The sequence below is a fragment of the Pontixanthobacter sp. CEM42 genome, from assembly GCF_017812015.1.
Taxonomy (GTDB): domain Bacteria; phylum Pseudomonadota; class Alphaproteobacteria; order Sphingomonadales; family Sphingomonadaceae; genus Pontixanthobacter.
Genome location: NZ_JADQTN010000002.1, coordinates 781,195 through 797,418, shown reverse-complemented (window position 1 = coordinate 797,418; position 16,224 = coordinate 781,195). Strand labels below are relative to the sequence as shown.

The window sequence follows — 16,224 nt, the reverse complement described above, 5'->3', positions numbered from 1 at the left end:
CGTCGCTCCCGCCAACGACCCAAGTGCAGATACCAAATATGACCGCCTCGTGGATTCGAATCCCACCTTCGCCCTATTTCTTCTTGCGGCCAAAAAAGCCCGTCCAATAAAAGCGGCTCTTCTTACCTTGCTTCGTCTTCTCGGTCCTTACAGCAGCTTGGCGCGCATTTTCGACCCTCGCCACAGCCTCAGTTGCTCCGCCCGCTTGCGGCACACGTGGTAATACCGACGATACATCGCTGTTTCGGCGGCCCGGCCCCGCCGGATTTGCCCCAGTTTTCGACGTCTTGTTCTGGGCTTGACGCTGAGTTTTTTTGGCGTTTGCCCGTGCTTGCTTAGCCGGGGGGGCTTGCTTCTTCGCACCTTGTCGAGGTGGTGCCGCAGCCCGACCTGGGCGCGGCGCGGGGTTGGGGACCGCTAGCAGGCCACTGCCTGCGGCTGGCGCAGAAGCGTGCCGCTTGAACCTGCCCGCATTGCGTTTGCCTTGCTTGCTCGTCGAGCTTTTGGGGCTGGCCGACTTTCTGGCGACGCGAGACGGACCCGTTCTTGACGTTTTTCTGGTTGCCGAACGGGTTGTCTTTTTCGCCCCATTAGCAGCATTTTTCGCAGCGGGAGCTTTCTTCTTTCTCCCCTTACGCTTGGTGCTCTTTTTTCGACTGCCTAAAGAATTTCCGTTTGCCGCCTCTGCCGCGCCGACAAAGACGCTGACCGCCGCAGGAGCTGGTACAAAGCCGCCTATAGCCAATGCCACAGCGAGGCTGATTCCTGTGATTGCCTTCATTTTCATGGCAATTTCTCAATCGACTCTACAACAAGCAATTCATCCTCGCGGAAATCGCTCTGCGCCACCAAATACTCAGCTGCCGGATGATCATCGCTTTGCGGGTCGAGCACTTCGCGCAGTCGGAAATCGATAATCTCGTCTTCCTTCAAAGGTTGGCTCCAAAAGCGCAATTGGCCAACGGCGCCATCCAGAGAAGCGCTTTCCTCGGTTTCTAAGCCGCCGACAAACAGACCTGCTGAAGGCAGCGAGAGAGGGAGCAGATCGCTCGTCCCGATCAGCGCACCATCGAGATACACCTCAACTCCATCTTCCATAATGTTCAGCGCGACATGGTGCAGGTTGCCATCGGATAAGTCTCCGATGAAGACATCTTCGTCATTGGCGTTGGCAAACACCAGACCATCGCGGTCCCGTAAGATAGAGACCTGATACAGAATTCCATCGGGGCCAATGTTGATGATTACGGGCGGATCGTAACCGGGATCAGCCGGCCAGTTCGCTGCGACCCAAAATTCAATTGCCCCGCCATCTGACAAATCAAGTTTTGGCGAAGGGTCGAACGCGATAGGCCCGGTCTCGCTAACCTCCAGCACATCGGGTGTGTAGCTCTGCGCTAACGCAACGGTCGGTGCCATCGCCACAGCGAGCGCGATCATTGCACTTGTGAACCTGCTCTTCATACTAGACCTCCTCAGTCCGATCACTTGATACGTTTAACGCGAAGATACAGCTTCAGCTCTGGGCGGCCATTGGGGCCAATTACCCATGTTGTTGTGTGCGACTTATCTGCAGCGAGGCCCGCGCTTTGCATGGGCGTGTTGTTGAGCGCACGCTTGCTATTGCGGTTCTTGCCCCGCACCGCGCCATTATACTGCCAGGCGAAGTCAAAGCTCAGCCGGTACTGTTTCATCTCGGCGCGGGTGCCGCGCAGGATCAACAAGCCGGGCGTATTGTCCGATATGGAATAGCTGTAAGTCGAACGGTTGTTTTGCTTCCATTTGCAATCGACACTCAGCCTTTTCTGCTGGGCGAAGCCAGGACGTGGTCCGGTGGCAGAGATTGTAATGTTACCCGATGCCCCATTGGTCGTACCTGGCCCTGGCTTGGTGCAGTTGAGGTACCGGACATAGACATGCCATTCCTCGATCGGTTCGATTTTCTCGCGCTCGGGCTCAGGTTCTGGCGGCGGAGGCGTATAGCTCACCCGCTCGATCAGTCGTTCATTGCTGAGCGGACGCGCCTGCCCAGCGAGATAGCGATTGATTGATTGCGCCAGCTCCGCCCGAACCCGCGTGTAAACATCGGGTTGGTCTGGAAAATTGATCGGGTTGAGCAATTCATCGAGCGGCCTCAGATCGAGCAGAATTGGTGCAACACGGTCTCCGCGAGCATACCCTCCTGAATCCCAAGAGCCGTTGCCGCCTACTGCGACGAAGCGGCCTCCCTCATTGCCGATCTCTCCTGCCGTCCTGTTGCCCATGCTGGACATACTCTCGTTAAAGCCCCCGATGGAGCTACCGACAATTTTTGCCTCGGCCTCAAACTTGTTCCCCTGCTCCTCGGTCATGGCCTCGGAAAAAGCCTCGCTGGAGATATCGCGGGTCATTTTGGCGTTGGCGCCGTATGTCACCGCATAAGCGTAATGCGTACCAAACCGTTCGATCAACTGCTGGTAATCGCCCTCGTCCTGCGCATCACCAACAGCCGTCAGAAAATCGCGCGACAGCTTGGTGTCACCGTGTTCGACAATGATCGCATAGCTCTTTGCACGTGAATATCCGACCACTTGAGCGATCGAATTGCTCTGCCGCATTGACGCCATGCTCGACTGCGTACTGGCGTATCCAACACTAAAGCCGGTGTCTGCAACCTGGCCTGCGCCCGGAACAAAAGCGAGCACCGAATTGACCGCACCCGAAACACTGTATACCGCGTTCAAACCAAAACTGCTTGAGTTTGCGTTTTGTAGCTCTTTTTCGCTTGATACGGTTGTGCTGCGATAAACATTACCCTGCAATGATTCATTGCGCAGCGTGAAGCCCAGAGGCACGGCATACTTTTCCTGTATCCGGTATTCCTCGCGATCGCGCCGGGCAAAGACCTCGCCCTTATTGTTGTTCATCAACAGGAATGGGTCCTGCGTTAGGACGTTGTAGCCTTTCAAATTGGCTGCAAAATTGTCGGTCTGATACTGGATGACAAAGACATCATCAATCGACAGATCGCTTTCTTCAAGCGGCGGCGGTCGCAGAAACTGGCGGTTACCCGCACGTATACGCAACGCACCGCCAGCGGTGTAATCAACCGTCAGGCGACTGCCCAAAGACGTGCGGTTATCAGCCTCGTAAATCTTGGATGCGCGTGTATTGCCGATCAAGCTCGCGATGGACTGATCATCAGATGACGCAAAGCGAGTGTAACGGACATCATTGACGCCTGACATCACCCACAATTCGTCCTCATTCCCGCCCGGGACGATGAAGAGAGTTTCAGGGGTCGTGTAATTGCCGTGCAGCAAACCGACCAACGCGGTGCCTTGGACGTCCCACTCGCGCCCATCATTGCTGGTGGTGTCAAAATTCGCATCAGCGTTTTCGACCCAAACCCCGTCCATTCGCGTCCAGCACTCGTCGCCATCACCGGGCATTCCGGCAGAGGGTTGCTCGTTGGCCACGGGAGCGAATTGGCGCCCATCTATCCGCTCGCGCGGACTTGGCGCGGGCGCCGATCGCTCCTGCCCTGCATTCTCAGGGATCTCGCAGCCGCGGAAGGTGTTTTCAACGGGTCGCGGTTCACCGAAAGCTTCAGACAGCGATGTGAATTGTATGCCTGCAACTGGCCCCTGCTCGGGCGCTCCGGGTGCTGACTGACCGCTTTCCGGATCAGTGCCAACGAACATCGGCGGCCTGTTGTCAGAGTTAACATTGCCGCCAGAGACACGCGTCAGAGTGTAGCGCACCGGCCCAAAAAGCCCCGGCACCGATGCTTCGATGCGATCGTCGGAGACTGCTTTCAGGGTCACGCGTCCCATTAGCGGCAGGTCGTCGCCGACATACTCATTATCACCGGTTTGGCTGATGTTGCGGATCGTCACCATGTCGGGCTGGACTTGGAACAGAATAGCGTGCGTCCAGCCCTCAACTGCATAGGCACGGCCGCGGTCGATCCGGATGACCTTGCCAATAGTATTAACCCGCCAATCTCCGTCGATTGCCATGGGCTCCCCTGCGGGCACTGCTTCCTTATTGGGTAAGGCGGCAGGGATTTGCGCGTGGGCTGGCTCAAACGGAGCGATGACCGGCGTCACCACCATGATTGCAGCGGCGGCGGCGAGGAGGCCCTTCTCCATTGCTTATTGCACCCGCTTAATGGTGATGGTGAAATTCAACGTCGCCTTGTTGCCTGCGACTTGAATGTCGTCGGTCAGGCTCTGGTTGACGTCGAGATCCGCACCCATCGCATTGTCCAGCAGCCTCGATCCCTTTGAAAAACCTGAACGCGGCGCGGCTAGGTTGCGATAAGTTCCCCGAATTTGCAGACCGGAAAATCCGTCTCCCGCTTCAGGCAGAGTAATTTCGAGCGCACCAGGACCGTCGTTATAGTATCTGTAGTTTTGGCTGCGCTGCCCCTTTTTGGTGCAAAAAACATCGAAGTTTCTTTGCTTGGACGTCATGTTCTCTCCATCGGGGTCGGTCATTGCGATCAGGACTTGACCACGGAAACGCTTGCGCAAAAGCGATTTGCCTTCACATTCGCCACCGCTGACATGGAGGCGATAAATGCGGTCGCGCACAACGGGTACGGGGGGTGGGCCATCGCCTCCAGGACCGCCTCCGATTGGATCGGGCGCTGGCTCGCCAGCGTAGTCGGTCGGAACCAGTACATATTTCGCTTCGCCAAAGGCTCCGTTCACCACGCCCTGTAGCGCGCCGTTCGGTTGGCGATAGAACACGACTTTCCCCATCATCGGCAAATCGTCGGCCTCGAACTGGTCGGGACCAGTCTGGCGAAAATTTTGCAACGTCACCATGCCTGGGTGAACCCGCAAAACCAAAGCGTGTGTCCATGGATCGACTACATAAGCGCGGCCGTTCTCAATCGTGATCCGTTTGTTGATCGTCGAGACAACATAGGTGCCATCAGCGTCGGTCGCCGCCCCTTCCTCGACCTCGCTCGCCATCGGAAGCAAGGCGCGCATTTGCGCTTGTGCGGGACTGGCAACCAACAAAGACCCCGCAGCCATCGCTCCGGCAAGCAGAATATTTTTGAACTTTGTTTGCATCTTGGTTTCCCTTCCCTTTGAGACGGCAGTGAACCGAACAGCCACTGCGCCTGCCGGCACTGATTAAATTTTCGCGGGACATCAGCGAGTTCGCTCGGTCCTGTGCTGATCATCAATACCGGCAGCTTTTTTTCAGCCCATGGGGTAGATTCCCCATCTGCCCTCAGCATGCTTTGTGTTGCGCAACCTTCAAGTTCGGTCCTATCAAGGTGAAGTTGGGGATAAGGGGACACTTCAATCATGCCCGAATATCGCGCTATTATCGCTGACGACCATGCGATTGTGCGGCGATCTCTCGCAGAAATTTTGGGCAAGATCGGCGGGATAGAGATCGTTGCAGAAGCTGCTAATGGCATCGAAACAATTGCCTTGGTCAAACAGCACTCTCCAGATCTGCTGCTGCTTGATGCTGCGATGCCGCTAGCGCGCGGGATTCAAGTCTATGGCGAGGCGCGGCGGTGGTCGCCGGACACCCGCATCATCGTGGTGACCGGCTTCACGTCGACAACAATGTTGGCAGATTGGATGGCTGCCGGCGTCGACGGGCTATTCCTCAAGTCCGCTCAACCAGAAGAGATGGAACTGGGCTTCGCGCAAGTCCTCGCAGGTGGGAAATTCGTTTCGCAAGAAGTCGCTGACAAGCTCGCCAACGAACCCGAGCGGGAAGCATTAACCGATCGGGAGCGAGAAGTGTTGGCACTCATCGCTGCAGGCCACCAGAATGCGATCATTGGCGAAAAGTTGTTCATCAGTCCCAAAACAGTCGAGAAACACCGCGCGAGCCTGATGGCAAAACTCGGAGTAAATTCGGTTTCGGGCCTGCTTACTTATGCCTTGCGCGAAGGCCTGCTCGACGAGCATCAGCAGCTGTGATTTGGCAAAGAGCCCTGCCGTGGAAACCTATGGGGAATCAGCCCCATGTTGCGGCGATTTGCCGCAGGCTAGCTTGAACTCATGATTCAGCCTGCACTTCTACTGCGATCCGCGCGTCTGTGGCTCATTGTGATGGCTGTCGCGCTCGCTACCGTGTGGCATGTCCCATTGATACACGCCCAAAACACCGCTTCGCTCCCTGGCGCGACCGCTCTCCCGGTCGGAAACAATCATGTCCAGCCATTCGCCACAATGGACTATCTGATCGTACACGGGGCGGATTTTGATCCGGATGCGGTTATGGAACGGCGGAGGGATTTCCTTCCAGTCGAAAGCGCGTGGATCGATTTTGGCGAGCTAGAAGGCTCTGTTTGGTTGATTGCGCGGGTGTCGAACCCGAGCGATCGCGGAGGACGCTGGCTGGTCGATGTCCAACGCCCATTTGCTGATCAACTGATTGTCCAGAAACGGACGGAGGGCGAGCCTCCGGAAACGCTGCTCTCAGTCGATCGGAGCACTCGGTTCGATGAAAGACCGATAGACAGCCAGTATTTGGTCGCTCCGCTTTGGATGGAAGCTGGTGAGACGACAGATATTCTGGTGGGTCTAAAATCAACGACAGGTAGCTGGATGCCGCTTACGTTCGTTACTGAAGAGCGGATGCGGACGGCTCATATGCAGGAGGCCCGCTTCAACTGGATCATCAACGGGGCGATGCTCGCGCTTGTTGTTGTCGCGCTTGCAATGGGCAGGCTTGTCGGCTGGTCGCTGGTTTTATCATTTGCTGCCTACGTGACTCTCAGCGCGCTGTTCGTGGCCAACAATGAGGGATATCTTCATCGCTTCGTTTGGCCGAACTCGATGGGCGCTTACGAACCGGCCAACCTTTTGTTGCTGTCCGGAATGATGATTGCAGTGCTGCAGTTCGCGCGATTGTTCGCCGGGCTGCGGACGAACTATCCTCGGGTCAACAAGGCAATCATGTCCTTGCAAGGGATACTGGCCGTCGCCGGGGCATGCAGTATGTTCTTCTGGCATCTGGATGGGATGCGCTGGACAGTATTCCTGCTCGTGCCGCTGGCCACGCTGGCGTATTTCTCGTCCGCCGTTCTCGCCAGGCGCGCGCGCGTATTGGGTGCGGGTCCGTTCATTGCTGGCTCGATTGTGATCATGCTGACCGTCGTCATTATGGCTCTCATTCTGCTCAGTCCCGGGCGTTTTCCACTCACAGTCGCGCTCGATTACTTCCATTTCGCGGTTCTGTTTGAAAGTCTGGCATTTCTGGTCGCAATCCTGGTGCGGATGCTTGCGGTACAGTCCGATCTCAATCGTTCGCTTGAAGCCGAAGTTACTGCAGCGCGCGAAAAGATAGCACTTACCGAAGCGCTCCACGATAGTCGCAATCGCTATGACCAAGCGCGCACGCAAGCCGAGAATATGCGGTCAAGATTGGCGTCGACAACGCATGATTTGCAGCAGCCGCTGATATCGTTGCGCCAAGGGCTTGCTGCGATTGCCGATAGTGATCCCGACAAGGCGAGTGAAATTGATAGTGCTCTGACTTACCTTCAATCGCTTACTGAAAGCGGACTGGATGCGTTAGATCCACAATCGGGTGAACGACCGACCGTCGGTGTAGAGACCTTTCCAGTTTCAATTGTGCTTGACGGTTGCGCAGCCATGTTTCGGGCTGAAGCGCAGGGCAAGGCCTTGGAACTTCGCATGAGGGCATCGGACTTACAAGTAACGACGGAACCGATCGAGTTGATGCGATCAGTTAGCAATCTTGTCTCCAACGCTCTTAAACACTCAGGAGCAACCAAAGTTCTGGTCGCCGCGCAGAGGCGCGGAGATCGCGTAAGGCTGCGAGTAATCGACAATGGTCGCGGAATGGCCAAGGACGAACTCAACTCACTGATGGCGGCGCAAGTGAAGGGCCCCGGAAGTAAGGGCCATGGCTTGGGCCTTGCTTTGGTTTCGAAGTTTGCTGACCGCCCCCATCACGAATTAGAGATCCAATCGACCGAAGGTCTTGGAACCTGCGTCTCTCTAAGTGTGCCCCGAGCCGTCTGATAGTTCGATTGAGAGAATGCCCGCTGTCAGGAGCTGAGATTTGGGATCGCTCGGTCTTGAACTGGGGCTCAAAGCAGGCATGCCGAACCCAGATGATCAGGAAAATGACCATGGCAGCCATAAGCGCAGTTGCGGAATCTGAGCGCGACCTGTTGATCAAACAATCGTTGCGCAAACTGGTTCAACGACCCCGATGAGGCGATTTGCGTGAACAGCCCGCATGGCAGCCATCCTTACGACAAGGGTCTGTAGGAGTCTGATCATCACTATCCAAAGGGATACGAATGGTGATCGTGGTATCACCCGCGCATAGTTTCGCTTCGAGAGTTTTTTGGGGCACCGGGAGAGGGCCGATCAAGACCGGTACGAGCGCCGCAATGCCCAATGACAAACCATTCATAGTTCATCGTCCTCGTCGTCGATCAGGATACGGTTGGCAGCCCCGTCTAGATCTTCAAACTGGCCATCGCGCATCGCCCAGAAGAACATAGCCAAACCGAAAATGCCAAGGCCAAGCGCGATTGGTATCAGGAGAAGAAGGCCGGTCACCGGGTTGATCTCGCGAGACGTAGCGAGTTGGCCACCACGACCAGCGAGCTGAGAGACATCGCCACAGCTGCAATCAGCGGCGTTACAAGCCCGGCCAGAGCGAGCGGGACCGCAAGGACGTTATAACCGATGGCAAAGGCAAAGTTTTGACGCACGATCCGCATGGTGGCGCGAGCAACACGGACAGCCAGCGCGACGGGCATCATCTTCTCGCCGATAAACACTGCGTCAGCAGCCTGTTGGCTCGCATCGCTGGCGGTGCCCGGTGCGATGGATGCATGTGCAGCGGCCAGCGCAGGACCGTCATTGAGGCCATCTCCGACCATCAACGGCAAAGCCCCCTCGCTTTTCATCCGTTCGATAGCTGCCAACTTGTCCTGCGGGTCGACCGAACCCTTGGCTTTAAGGCCGAGCTCATTTGCCACCTTTGCGACGGCCAGAGAGCTGTCGCCTGACAGGATAGTGGCCTCAATGTTATACTCACGCAGTTTGCCAATCGTAACGTTGACATCAGCACGCAGAGGATCGCTCAACGTGATACGCTCGCTCTCATTGCCTATGCGCAACTCGACTTCCATGCCCGCGCTTGCACCTAAGGGGCGCCCGAGAAAGACCGGCACACCGGCGCATTCGCCAGTAATTCCGGAGCCGGGAGCTTCCCTGACATTGTCGAGCACGGCGGGCGCAACGCCTTCTGCAACCAGCGATTTGGTGATCCCGCGACTAATTGGGTGGCGGCTGGTTTGAGCCAGACCCAGTGCAATAGAGCTGTGCGTTTCGCTAAGGCCATTCACATCTGCGCGCGGTTCGCCAAGCGTGAGCGTGCCGGTCTTGTCGAAGATAGCGACATCGACTTCGGCGAGCCGCTCAAGCGCACTTCCGTCCTTAACGAGCAGCCCGTGCTTTATAAGCGCATTGCTCGCCACAACCTGCGCAGCAGGAACCGCGAGGCCCATCGCGCAGGGACAAGTTATAATGAGCACCGCGATTGCGATTACCAGAGACTGATGCCAACCAGCTCCTGCAATCATCCAACCGACAAAGGCTAGCGCGGCCAGCGTATGCACTGCAGGCGCATAAAGCCGCGAAGCTCGGTCGGCGATACGGACGTAGCGGCTGCGCGATTGTCCCGCCTCGTCCATCAGCCGCGCGATTTCGGCAATCGCGGTATCATCTTGCACCGCCGTTACGCGCACATGGAGAGGCTCAAATAGGTTCACGGCCCCTGCATGGACCACGCTGCCTGCGGAAACGGGCTCGGGCACGCTTTCACCGGTCAGCATCGAATTATCGATTGAACCGACACCTCGCTCAACCGCGCCGTCTGCAGCGAGCGCTTCTCCGGCAGCGACGATCATCATCATACCAGGCCGGATATCCTCGACCTCGAACCGGCGTGTCGATCCGTCAGGCTGGATCACGCTGGCGCTGCGCCCCATTCGGCCCAACAAAGCTCCGATCCCGTCTCGCGTACGGTTACGCATCGTCGCATCAAGCGCCCGCCCGGCGAGCAAGAAGAACAGCAGCATCACTGCACCGTCAAAATACGCATGTTCGCCGCCGACCAACGTTTCATAGATGCTCAGCGCGGTCGCCAGCAGCACACCAATCGAAATCGGCACATCCATGTTGGTTCGGCGATAGCGCAGCGCCATTAGCGCAGAGGAGAAGAAGGGCCGGCCCGAATAAGCGACTACTGGCAACGCAATCAGCGCGGAGAGCCAATGGAACAGATCGCGCGTCACGCCCCCCGCACCCGACCACACGCTAACCGAGAGTAGCATGATGTTCATCATCCCAAAGCCCGCGACGGCCAGAGCTCGGAGCAATTGCCGCGCTTCCTTGTCGTCATGCGCCAATGGGTTGGCGAGCACCGGCTGCGCTTCGAAACCGAGCTTGCGGAGTTCGCCTACAAGCGCTTCGTCATCAAGCGCAGGATTGTGGCGCACTGCGACGCGTTTGGCGGAGAAATTCACCCGCGCTGCGTCGACGCCCTCAATTTTCGATAAGCCGCGCTCGATCTTGGCAATGCACCCCGCGCAGCGCATACCGGGCACAGTGAAGCGCGTGTCTACCGCTTTACTGGACGGCGCATCGGCGCTTTCCGCCACAATCCGGGCAACAGCGTTCACTGGATCATGACCTCTTTCGCCCAACGGTTTTCTCCAGCTTGGACATAGAGGCGCGTCAGCCAGCGACCCTCAGCTAGCGGTTCTGGCGAACGATAGGTGCCATCAGCCTCGCGAACGAGATTGATGGTTGCCTGTTCGGGCTCGCCTAGCGGCCGACGGATCTCGATCCGCATTGTGGCAAGCTCGGGTACAGAGGCAGTTCGGACGGCGAACCTGCCATCACCATCGCGCGATGGTTCAATGCTCCAACCAAGCTTCTCTTGCTCGCGCGCTGCTTCGAGCCAGCCGTTGAATTTCTGGCTCGCGACATAGGAGTTTTCGACGACCACACCGCCAAAACCACGCGTAGCCAGTGTCGCCATGAAAAAGTTCACGGCAACAACGATTCCGAAGCCAACTACCATGATGATCGCGAAGTGACGTCCGGTGAATTTGCGTGTCATCATTTGTCTCCCGGAGCAGCGAATTTGGTGGCTGAACTATCGGTTTCGCGCTGCTCGTCGAGCGTCGTCAATTCGAGCATGAAATCCTGCGCCATCGTATCCGCAGGCGCCATTACATAGACGCGCGTGCTCAGAGTTTGGTCCGCAGGTACATCAAAGATCTGGCTCGGCGCAGCTTCATCGCTCGAAATCGTCTCAGTCCACATGCGTCCACCAGAAAGCCCATTCAGCGTAACTTCCATCTGGCGGGGCTGACTTTCCATATTGCGCAGCTTGATAGTGTAGGAATTGCGAACCGACCCATCGCTCATCAGCATGAAGGGCGGATTCCGGTCCGCAGCAACCGAAATGTCGGCATGGCTGCGCGCACCAAGCGCGAACAGCAAACCGAGACCGATCGCGCCCCAGATCAGAGTGTAAGCAAAGGTGCGCGGACGCATTAGCGCTTTCCATGCAGGCCTTGCCGGTTGGCCAGCCGCTTCGGCCTCGCAATCTTCCAGCGTCGCATAATCGATCAAGCCGCGTGGACGGCCAATATCCGCCATCACCTTGTCGCAGGCGTCGATACACAATGCGCAAGTGATGCAGCCAATCTGCGGGCCTTCGCGAATATCGATTCCGGTTGGGCACACCTGCACACATTGCATGCAATCGATGCAGTCGCCGAACTCATCGGGGCTCTTCTGCGCTTTCTTCACGCTGCCACGTGGTTCACCGCGCCAGTCCTTATACGTCACCAGCAGCGACTTCTCGTCCATCATTGCTGTCTGGATACGCGGCCAAGGGCACATATAAATGCACACTTGCTCCCGCATAAAGCCGCCCAGGACGACTGTCGTGAGAGTCAATATTGCAACGGTGATGTAGGCAGCCATCGCCGCCTGGCCGGTCCAGAAATCCACTGTCAGCGTCGGCGCGTCGGCAAAATACATTATCCATGCGCCGCCGGTCCAGAAGCCGATGACAAGATAGATCATATATTTGAAGATGCGGCGCGACAGCTTGCCGAATGTCCATGGCGCGGCCTCCATCCGGACACGCGCATTGCGGTCACCATCGACGAAGCGGTCGACATGTTGGAACAGGTCGGTCCAAACGGTTTGCGGACAGGCATAGCCGCACCAGGCTCTGCCGACCGCGCTAGTGACCAGAAACAGTCCAATACCGGCCATGATCAGGAGGCCAGCCACGAAGTAGAATTCGTGCGGCCAGATTTCGATATTGAACATGTAGAATCGCCGATTGGCGAGATCGATGAGTACCGCTTGATCGGGTGCATATTCTCCGCGATCCCAACGGATCCACGGTGTACCATAATAGATTCCCAGCGTGACCAGCATGACCAGCCATTTGAAGCGGCGGAAAGGACCGTCGATCCGCTTGTTGTGAACGGTCTTGGCAGACTCGTAGAGCGGATCGGCTCGCGTGGTTTTCGCCTTGGTGAAGGCGCTCCAGTCTTCTGGCTGGCCTCTAGGATTGTTCATCGACTTCAACCGCCGGGGGGTCCTCACCTTCGGCGGTGACCTCCACGAAGTCTTCGCCTCCCCCGAGCGAATGAACATAAGCCGCGAGCATTTTGATCGTTACCGGATCAAGCCGCCCTTCCCATTTCGGCATCATTCCCATGCGCGGCTGCAATATCTGACGCCGGACCTGTGCCGGTGTTTCACCATAGAGCCAGATCGCATCGGCGAGATTGGGTGCACCCACGCTTCTGTCGCCCGTTCCGTCCGGAGCATGGCATGATGCGCAGTTTACATCATAAATATCGGCACCAGCCGCATTGGGTTGTGCCTTGCCGCTAAGTGAAAGGACATGATCGACCACCGCATCGATCTGCGTATCGTCGAACACACCTTCATAAGCAGGCATGGCGCTGAAACGCGTTTCATCGTGGCCTTGTTGACGGATACCATGCACGAGTGTGTACTCGATCGCATTGATGTCCCCGCCCCACAGCCAGTCATCATCATTGAGGTTGGGATAGCCGAGCGTCTGGCTGCCCGCGGCACCCGAACCGTGACACTGAACGCAATTGACTTTGAAGGCAGCAGCGCCGCCTGCGACCGCTTTCTGCAACAGATCTGCATCTTCGGGTATCCGCTCTATCGGCGTGCGCGACAACCGCTCACGGACTGATGCACGTGCTTGGTCAGCTAGGCTCATTTCTTCAGCCAGTTGTCCACGACTGGTCCAGCCGAGTACGCCTTCCGTGCCCTTTTCGACCAGCGGCCATGCCGGATAGAGCACCACATATGCGATGCTCCAGATAATCGTGAGGTAGAACGTCCACAGCCACCAGCGCGGCATCGGCGTATCGAGTTCCTCGATCCCGTCCCATTCGTGACCCACGAATTCGGTGCCGGTCGGTTCGTCGATCCGCTTGGTGGCGGGAGTCTTGGTATCGGATCCTTCATTCGCCATCATTGTCGTCCTTGAAAATCGAGTTGGCGGCGGACTGGTTATGCGCGCGCGCGCCGGGGCGAAACGGCCAGGCTGCGAGCAAGAGATACAGTGCAACCATTACTGCCAAACCGTAGCTGTCAGCGAAGTGGCGGAGTGTTTCGTACACGGTCAGCGCCCTTTCTCTTCAGCGAGCTCTTCCTGCGCAGCGGCGCTGTTCACATCGACCAGCGTGCCAAGCATCTGGAGATAAGCGACCAGCGCGTCCATTTCGGTGAGCTGCGAAGGATCGCCGTCATAATCGCGAACCTGTGACTTCGGATAGCGCGCCTCGAGTTCTGCCCCGTTTCCGAACTCCTCAGCCTGAAGTTCCAGATCGCTTTGTGCGTTGGCAATGTGATCCTCTGTATAAGGCACACCGACACGCTGCAGCGCTTTGAGGTTTGCCGCCGGATCAGCGATCTTCAATGGCGTTTTGGACAGGAACGAATAGGTCGGCATGATGCTCTCAGGCACTACGCTTTGCGGATCGATCAAATGCTGGACATGCCACTCATCCGAATAACGGCCGCCGACCCGTGCGAGGTCCGGCCCCGTACGCTTTGAGCCCCACTGGAACGGATGATCATACATCGATTCCGCAGCCAGGCTGTAGTGGCCGTAGCGTTCGACTTCGTCACGGAACGGACGGATCATCTGGCTGTGGCAGGTGTAGCACCCTTCGCGAATGTAGATGTCACGACCCGCCAGTTCGAGCGGAGTATACGGGCGCATGCCCTCCACTTTCTCGATCGTGTTATCGATCCAGAATAGCGGGGCGATCTCCACAATGCCGCCAATGGCGACAGCGACGAGTGTTGCAGCAGACAACAGCGTGATGTTGCGTTCGAGGCGCTTGTGGCCCTTAGGCTTCTCAAGAGCAGCGGTTTCCTTGACGACGGGATCGGTCATAGTCGGCAGTCCTATTCGGCAGGAACGGTTGCGGGGATCGGACGGTCAGCGTCCGCATCGTATGGCGTTTCAGTCATCGGCTTTTCCTCGCGCATGTTGCCAGCAAGGGTCATCCAGACATTGTACGTCATGATCAGCGCGCCGGAGAGGTACATCAAGCCGCCAACCGCACGCATGACATACATCGGGAACATCGCAGAAACCGTATCGGCGAACGACCACAGCAGGTAGCCATCAGTACCGTATTCGCGCCACATGAGGCCCTGCATGATACCGGCGACCCACATGCTCGCGGCGTAGAAAACGATACCAATCGTCGCGAGCCAGAAGTGCCAATTGATCATCCGAAGGCTGTACATCCGCTCACGCTTCCAGAGGCGTGGGACGAGATAATACATGCAGGCAAAAGTGATCAGGCCATTCCAGCCAAGTGCACCAGAGTGAACATGGCCAATCGTCCAGTCGGTATAGTGCGACAGGCTGTTGACCGCCTTGATGCTCATCATCGGGCCTTCGAAAGTGCTCATGCCGTAAAAGGCCAGCGCCATCACCATCATCCGGATAATCGGATCAGTGCGGATCTTGTCCCATGCGCCGTTGAGCGTCATCAGGCCGTTGATCATGCCGCCCCAGCTGGGCATCCACAGCATGATCGAGAACACCATACCGAGCGTCTGCGCCCAGTCAGGTAGAGCGGTGTAGTGAAGGTGGTGCGGGCCAGCCCAAATATAGAGGAAAATCAACGACCAGAAGTGAATGATCGACAGCCGGTAGGAATAGACCGGACGTTCAGCCTGCTTCGGCACGAAGTAATACATCATCGCCAGGAAGCCGGCGGTCAGGAAGAAGCCGACTGCGTTGTGGCCGTACCACCACTGGGTCAGCGCATCCTGCACTCCGGCAAACAGGCTATAGCTCTTTGAGCCCAACAGGCTGACGGGCATCGCCAGATTATTGACCACATGCAGCATGGCCACAGTGATGATGAATGCGAGGTAGAACCAGTTGGCGACATAGATGTGCGGCTCACGGCGGCGCACGATGGTGCCGACAAACACCGCCAGATAGGCCAGCCAGACAATCGTCAGCCATAGATCGACATACCATTCGGGCTCGGCATATTCCTTCGATTGGGTAACACCTAGGAGGTATCCCGTCGCAGCGAGCACGATGAATAGCTGGTAACCCCAGAAAACAAACCGCGCGAGGCTGGGAAAGGCCAGCTGCGTGCGGCAGGTCCGCTGCACGACATAAAAGCTCGTTGCGAGCAGCGCGTTACCGCCAAAGGCAAAGATCACAGCGCTGGTATGCAGCGGACGCAAGCGTCCGAAATTCAGATAAGGCTCAATATTGAGCTGCGGGAAAGCCATCTGCAGGGCGATGAAAACACCCGCCAGCAGACCTGCAATTCCCCAGAACAGAGTCGCGATAACACCCCAGCGAACTGGATCATCATCGTAGCGTGTATTGCCCTCAGGCATCTTGAAGAAGCTGCGCGCATTGCTCGTCGGATCGAATCGGGCGGCCGAAAAGCACATCAAGAGGAAGGCCACGATCCCGATTATCGTGGCATGCGCGGCAAAGCCGCTATCCTTGGCTGCGATTACCGCCATTATCGCCAAAAGCATCACACCGAACCACAATCCGACTCGCCCCAGCGCCGTTTCTGCCTGCATCGAAATCTCCGTTATTTTATCGAGTCGTTAGTGGGCGTTGCAAAAGCGCGCATTGATC

The 16,224-nt window shown here is 57.1% G+C and carries 13 protein-coding genes; 2 read left to right on the top strand and 11 right to left on the bottom strand.

The genetic code is table 11. The features are described 5' to 3' along the window. Nucleotides 1-783 precede the first annotated feature (783 nt). The 3 genes from J9777_RS13830 to J9777_RS13820 are packed head-to-tail and all read right to left on the bottom strand — an operon-like array spanning nucleotide 784 to nucleotide 5,066. Entirely contained in the window at nucleotides 784-1,464 is a 681-nt protein-coding gene (locus tag J9777_RS13830; protein WP_209349374.1) for a LamG-like jellyroll fold domain-containing protein, read from the bottom strand. A gap of 20 nt (nucleotides 1,465-1,484) precedes the next feature. Beyond that, nucleotides 1,485-4,133, bottom strand: coding sequence for an MAC/perforin domain-containing protein (locus J9777_RS13825; protein ID WP_209349373.1), 2,649 nt, complete (start codon nucleotides 4,131-4,133; stop codon nucleotides 1,485-1,487). Nucleotides 4,134-4,136: 3 nt separating this feature from the next. Further along, on the bottom strand, nucleotides 4,137-5,066 hold the full coding sequence (locus J9777_RS13820; protein WP_209349372.1) for a hypothetical protein: 930 nt from the start codon (nucleotides 5,064-5,066) through the stop codon (nucleotides 4,137-4,139). Nucleotides 5,067-5,306: 240 nt separating this feature from the next. Here J9777_RS13820 and J9777_RS13815 point away from each other — a divergent pair, with 240 nt between their 5' ends. Beyond that, complete coding sequence (locus tag J9777_RS13815; RefSeq protein ID WP_209349371.1) at nucleotides 5,307-5,939, top strand: response regulator transcription factor; 633 nt, start codon at nucleotides 5,307-5,309, stop codon at nucleotides 5,937-5,939. A gap of 132 nt (nucleotides 5,940-6,071) precedes the next feature. After that, complete coding sequence (locus tag J9777_RS13810) at nucleotides 6,072-8,012, top strand: sensor histidine kinase (protein ID WP_209349370.1); 1,941 nt, start codon at nucleotides 6,072-6,074, stop codon at nucleotides 8,010-8,012. Between the two features lie 396 nt (nucleotides 8,013-8,408). On the opposite strand, the gene ccoS is transcribed toward J9777_RS13810, so the two are convergent. From ccoS to ccoN, 8 genes are read right to left on the bottom strand one after another with little or no spacing between them, the layout of a single operon-like run. Then, nucleotides 8,409-8,561 (bottom strand): cbb3-type cytochrome oxidase assembly protein CcoS, encoded by a 153-nt coding sequence (gene ccoS / locus J9777_RS13805; RefSeq protein ID WP_209349369.1) that lies wholly within the window; start codon nucleotides 8,559-8,561, stop codon nucleotides 8,409-8,411. Next, a complete protein-coding gene (locus tag J9777_RS13800) occupies nucleotides 8,558-10,693 on the bottom strand; it encodes a heavy metal translocating P-type ATPase (RefSeq protein ID WP_209349368.1) in 2,136 nt (711 codons plus the stop codon). The genes ccoS and J9777_RS13800 overlap by 4 nt, the downstream gene beginning before the upstream one ends. Continuing rightward, nucleotides 10,690-11,139: a FixH family protein gene (locus J9777_RS13795; protein WP_209349367.1), complete on the bottom strand. Its 450-nt coding sequence runs from the start codon at nucleotides 11,137-11,139 to the stop codon at nucleotides 10,690-10,692. The genes J9777_RS13800 and J9777_RS13795 overlap by 4 nt, the downstream gene beginning before the upstream one ends. Further along, a complete protein-coding gene (ccoG, locus tag J9777_RS13790) occupies nucleotides 11,136-12,620 on the bottom strand; it encodes a cytochrome c oxidase accessory protein CcoG (RefSeq protein ID WP_209349366.1) in 1,485 nt (494 codons plus the stop codon). Before ccoG ends, J9777_RS13795 begins: the two co-directional genes overlap by 4 nt. Further along, on the bottom strand, nucleotides 12,607-13,560 hold the full coding sequence (gene ccoP, locus J9777_RS13785) for a cytochrome-c oxidase, cbb3-type subunit III (RefSeq protein ID WP_209349365.1): 954 nt from the start codon (nucleotides 13,558-13,560) through the stop codon (nucleotides 12,607-12,609). The genes ccoG and ccoP overlap by 14 nt, the downstream gene beginning before the upstream one ends. Then, entirely contained in the window at nucleotides 13,550-13,714 is a 165-nt protein-coding gene (locus J9777_RS13780) for a cbb3-type cytochrome c oxidase subunit 3 (RefSeq protein ID WP_209349596.1), read from the bottom strand. Before J9777_RS13780 ends, ccoP begins: the two co-directional genes overlap by 11 nt. Continuing rightward, on the bottom strand, nucleotides 13,711-14,490 hold the full coding sequence (gene ccoO, locus J9777_RS13775; RefSeq protein WP_209349364.1) for a cytochrome-c oxidase, cbb3-type subunit II: 780 nt from the start codon (nucleotides 14,488-14,490) through the stop codon (nucleotides 13,711-13,713). Before ccoO ends, J9777_RS13780 begins: the two co-directional genes overlap by 4 nt. Nucleotides 14,491-14,501: 11 nt before the next feature. Further along, nucleotides 14,502-16,166: a cytochrome-c oxidase, cbb3-type subunit I gene (gene ccoN / locus J9777_RS13770; RefSeq protein WP_209349363.1), complete on the bottom strand. Its 1,665-nt coding sequence runs from the start codon at nucleotides 16,164-16,166 to the stop codon at nucleotides 14,502-14,504. Nucleotides 16,167-16,224: the final 58 nt, after the last annotated feature.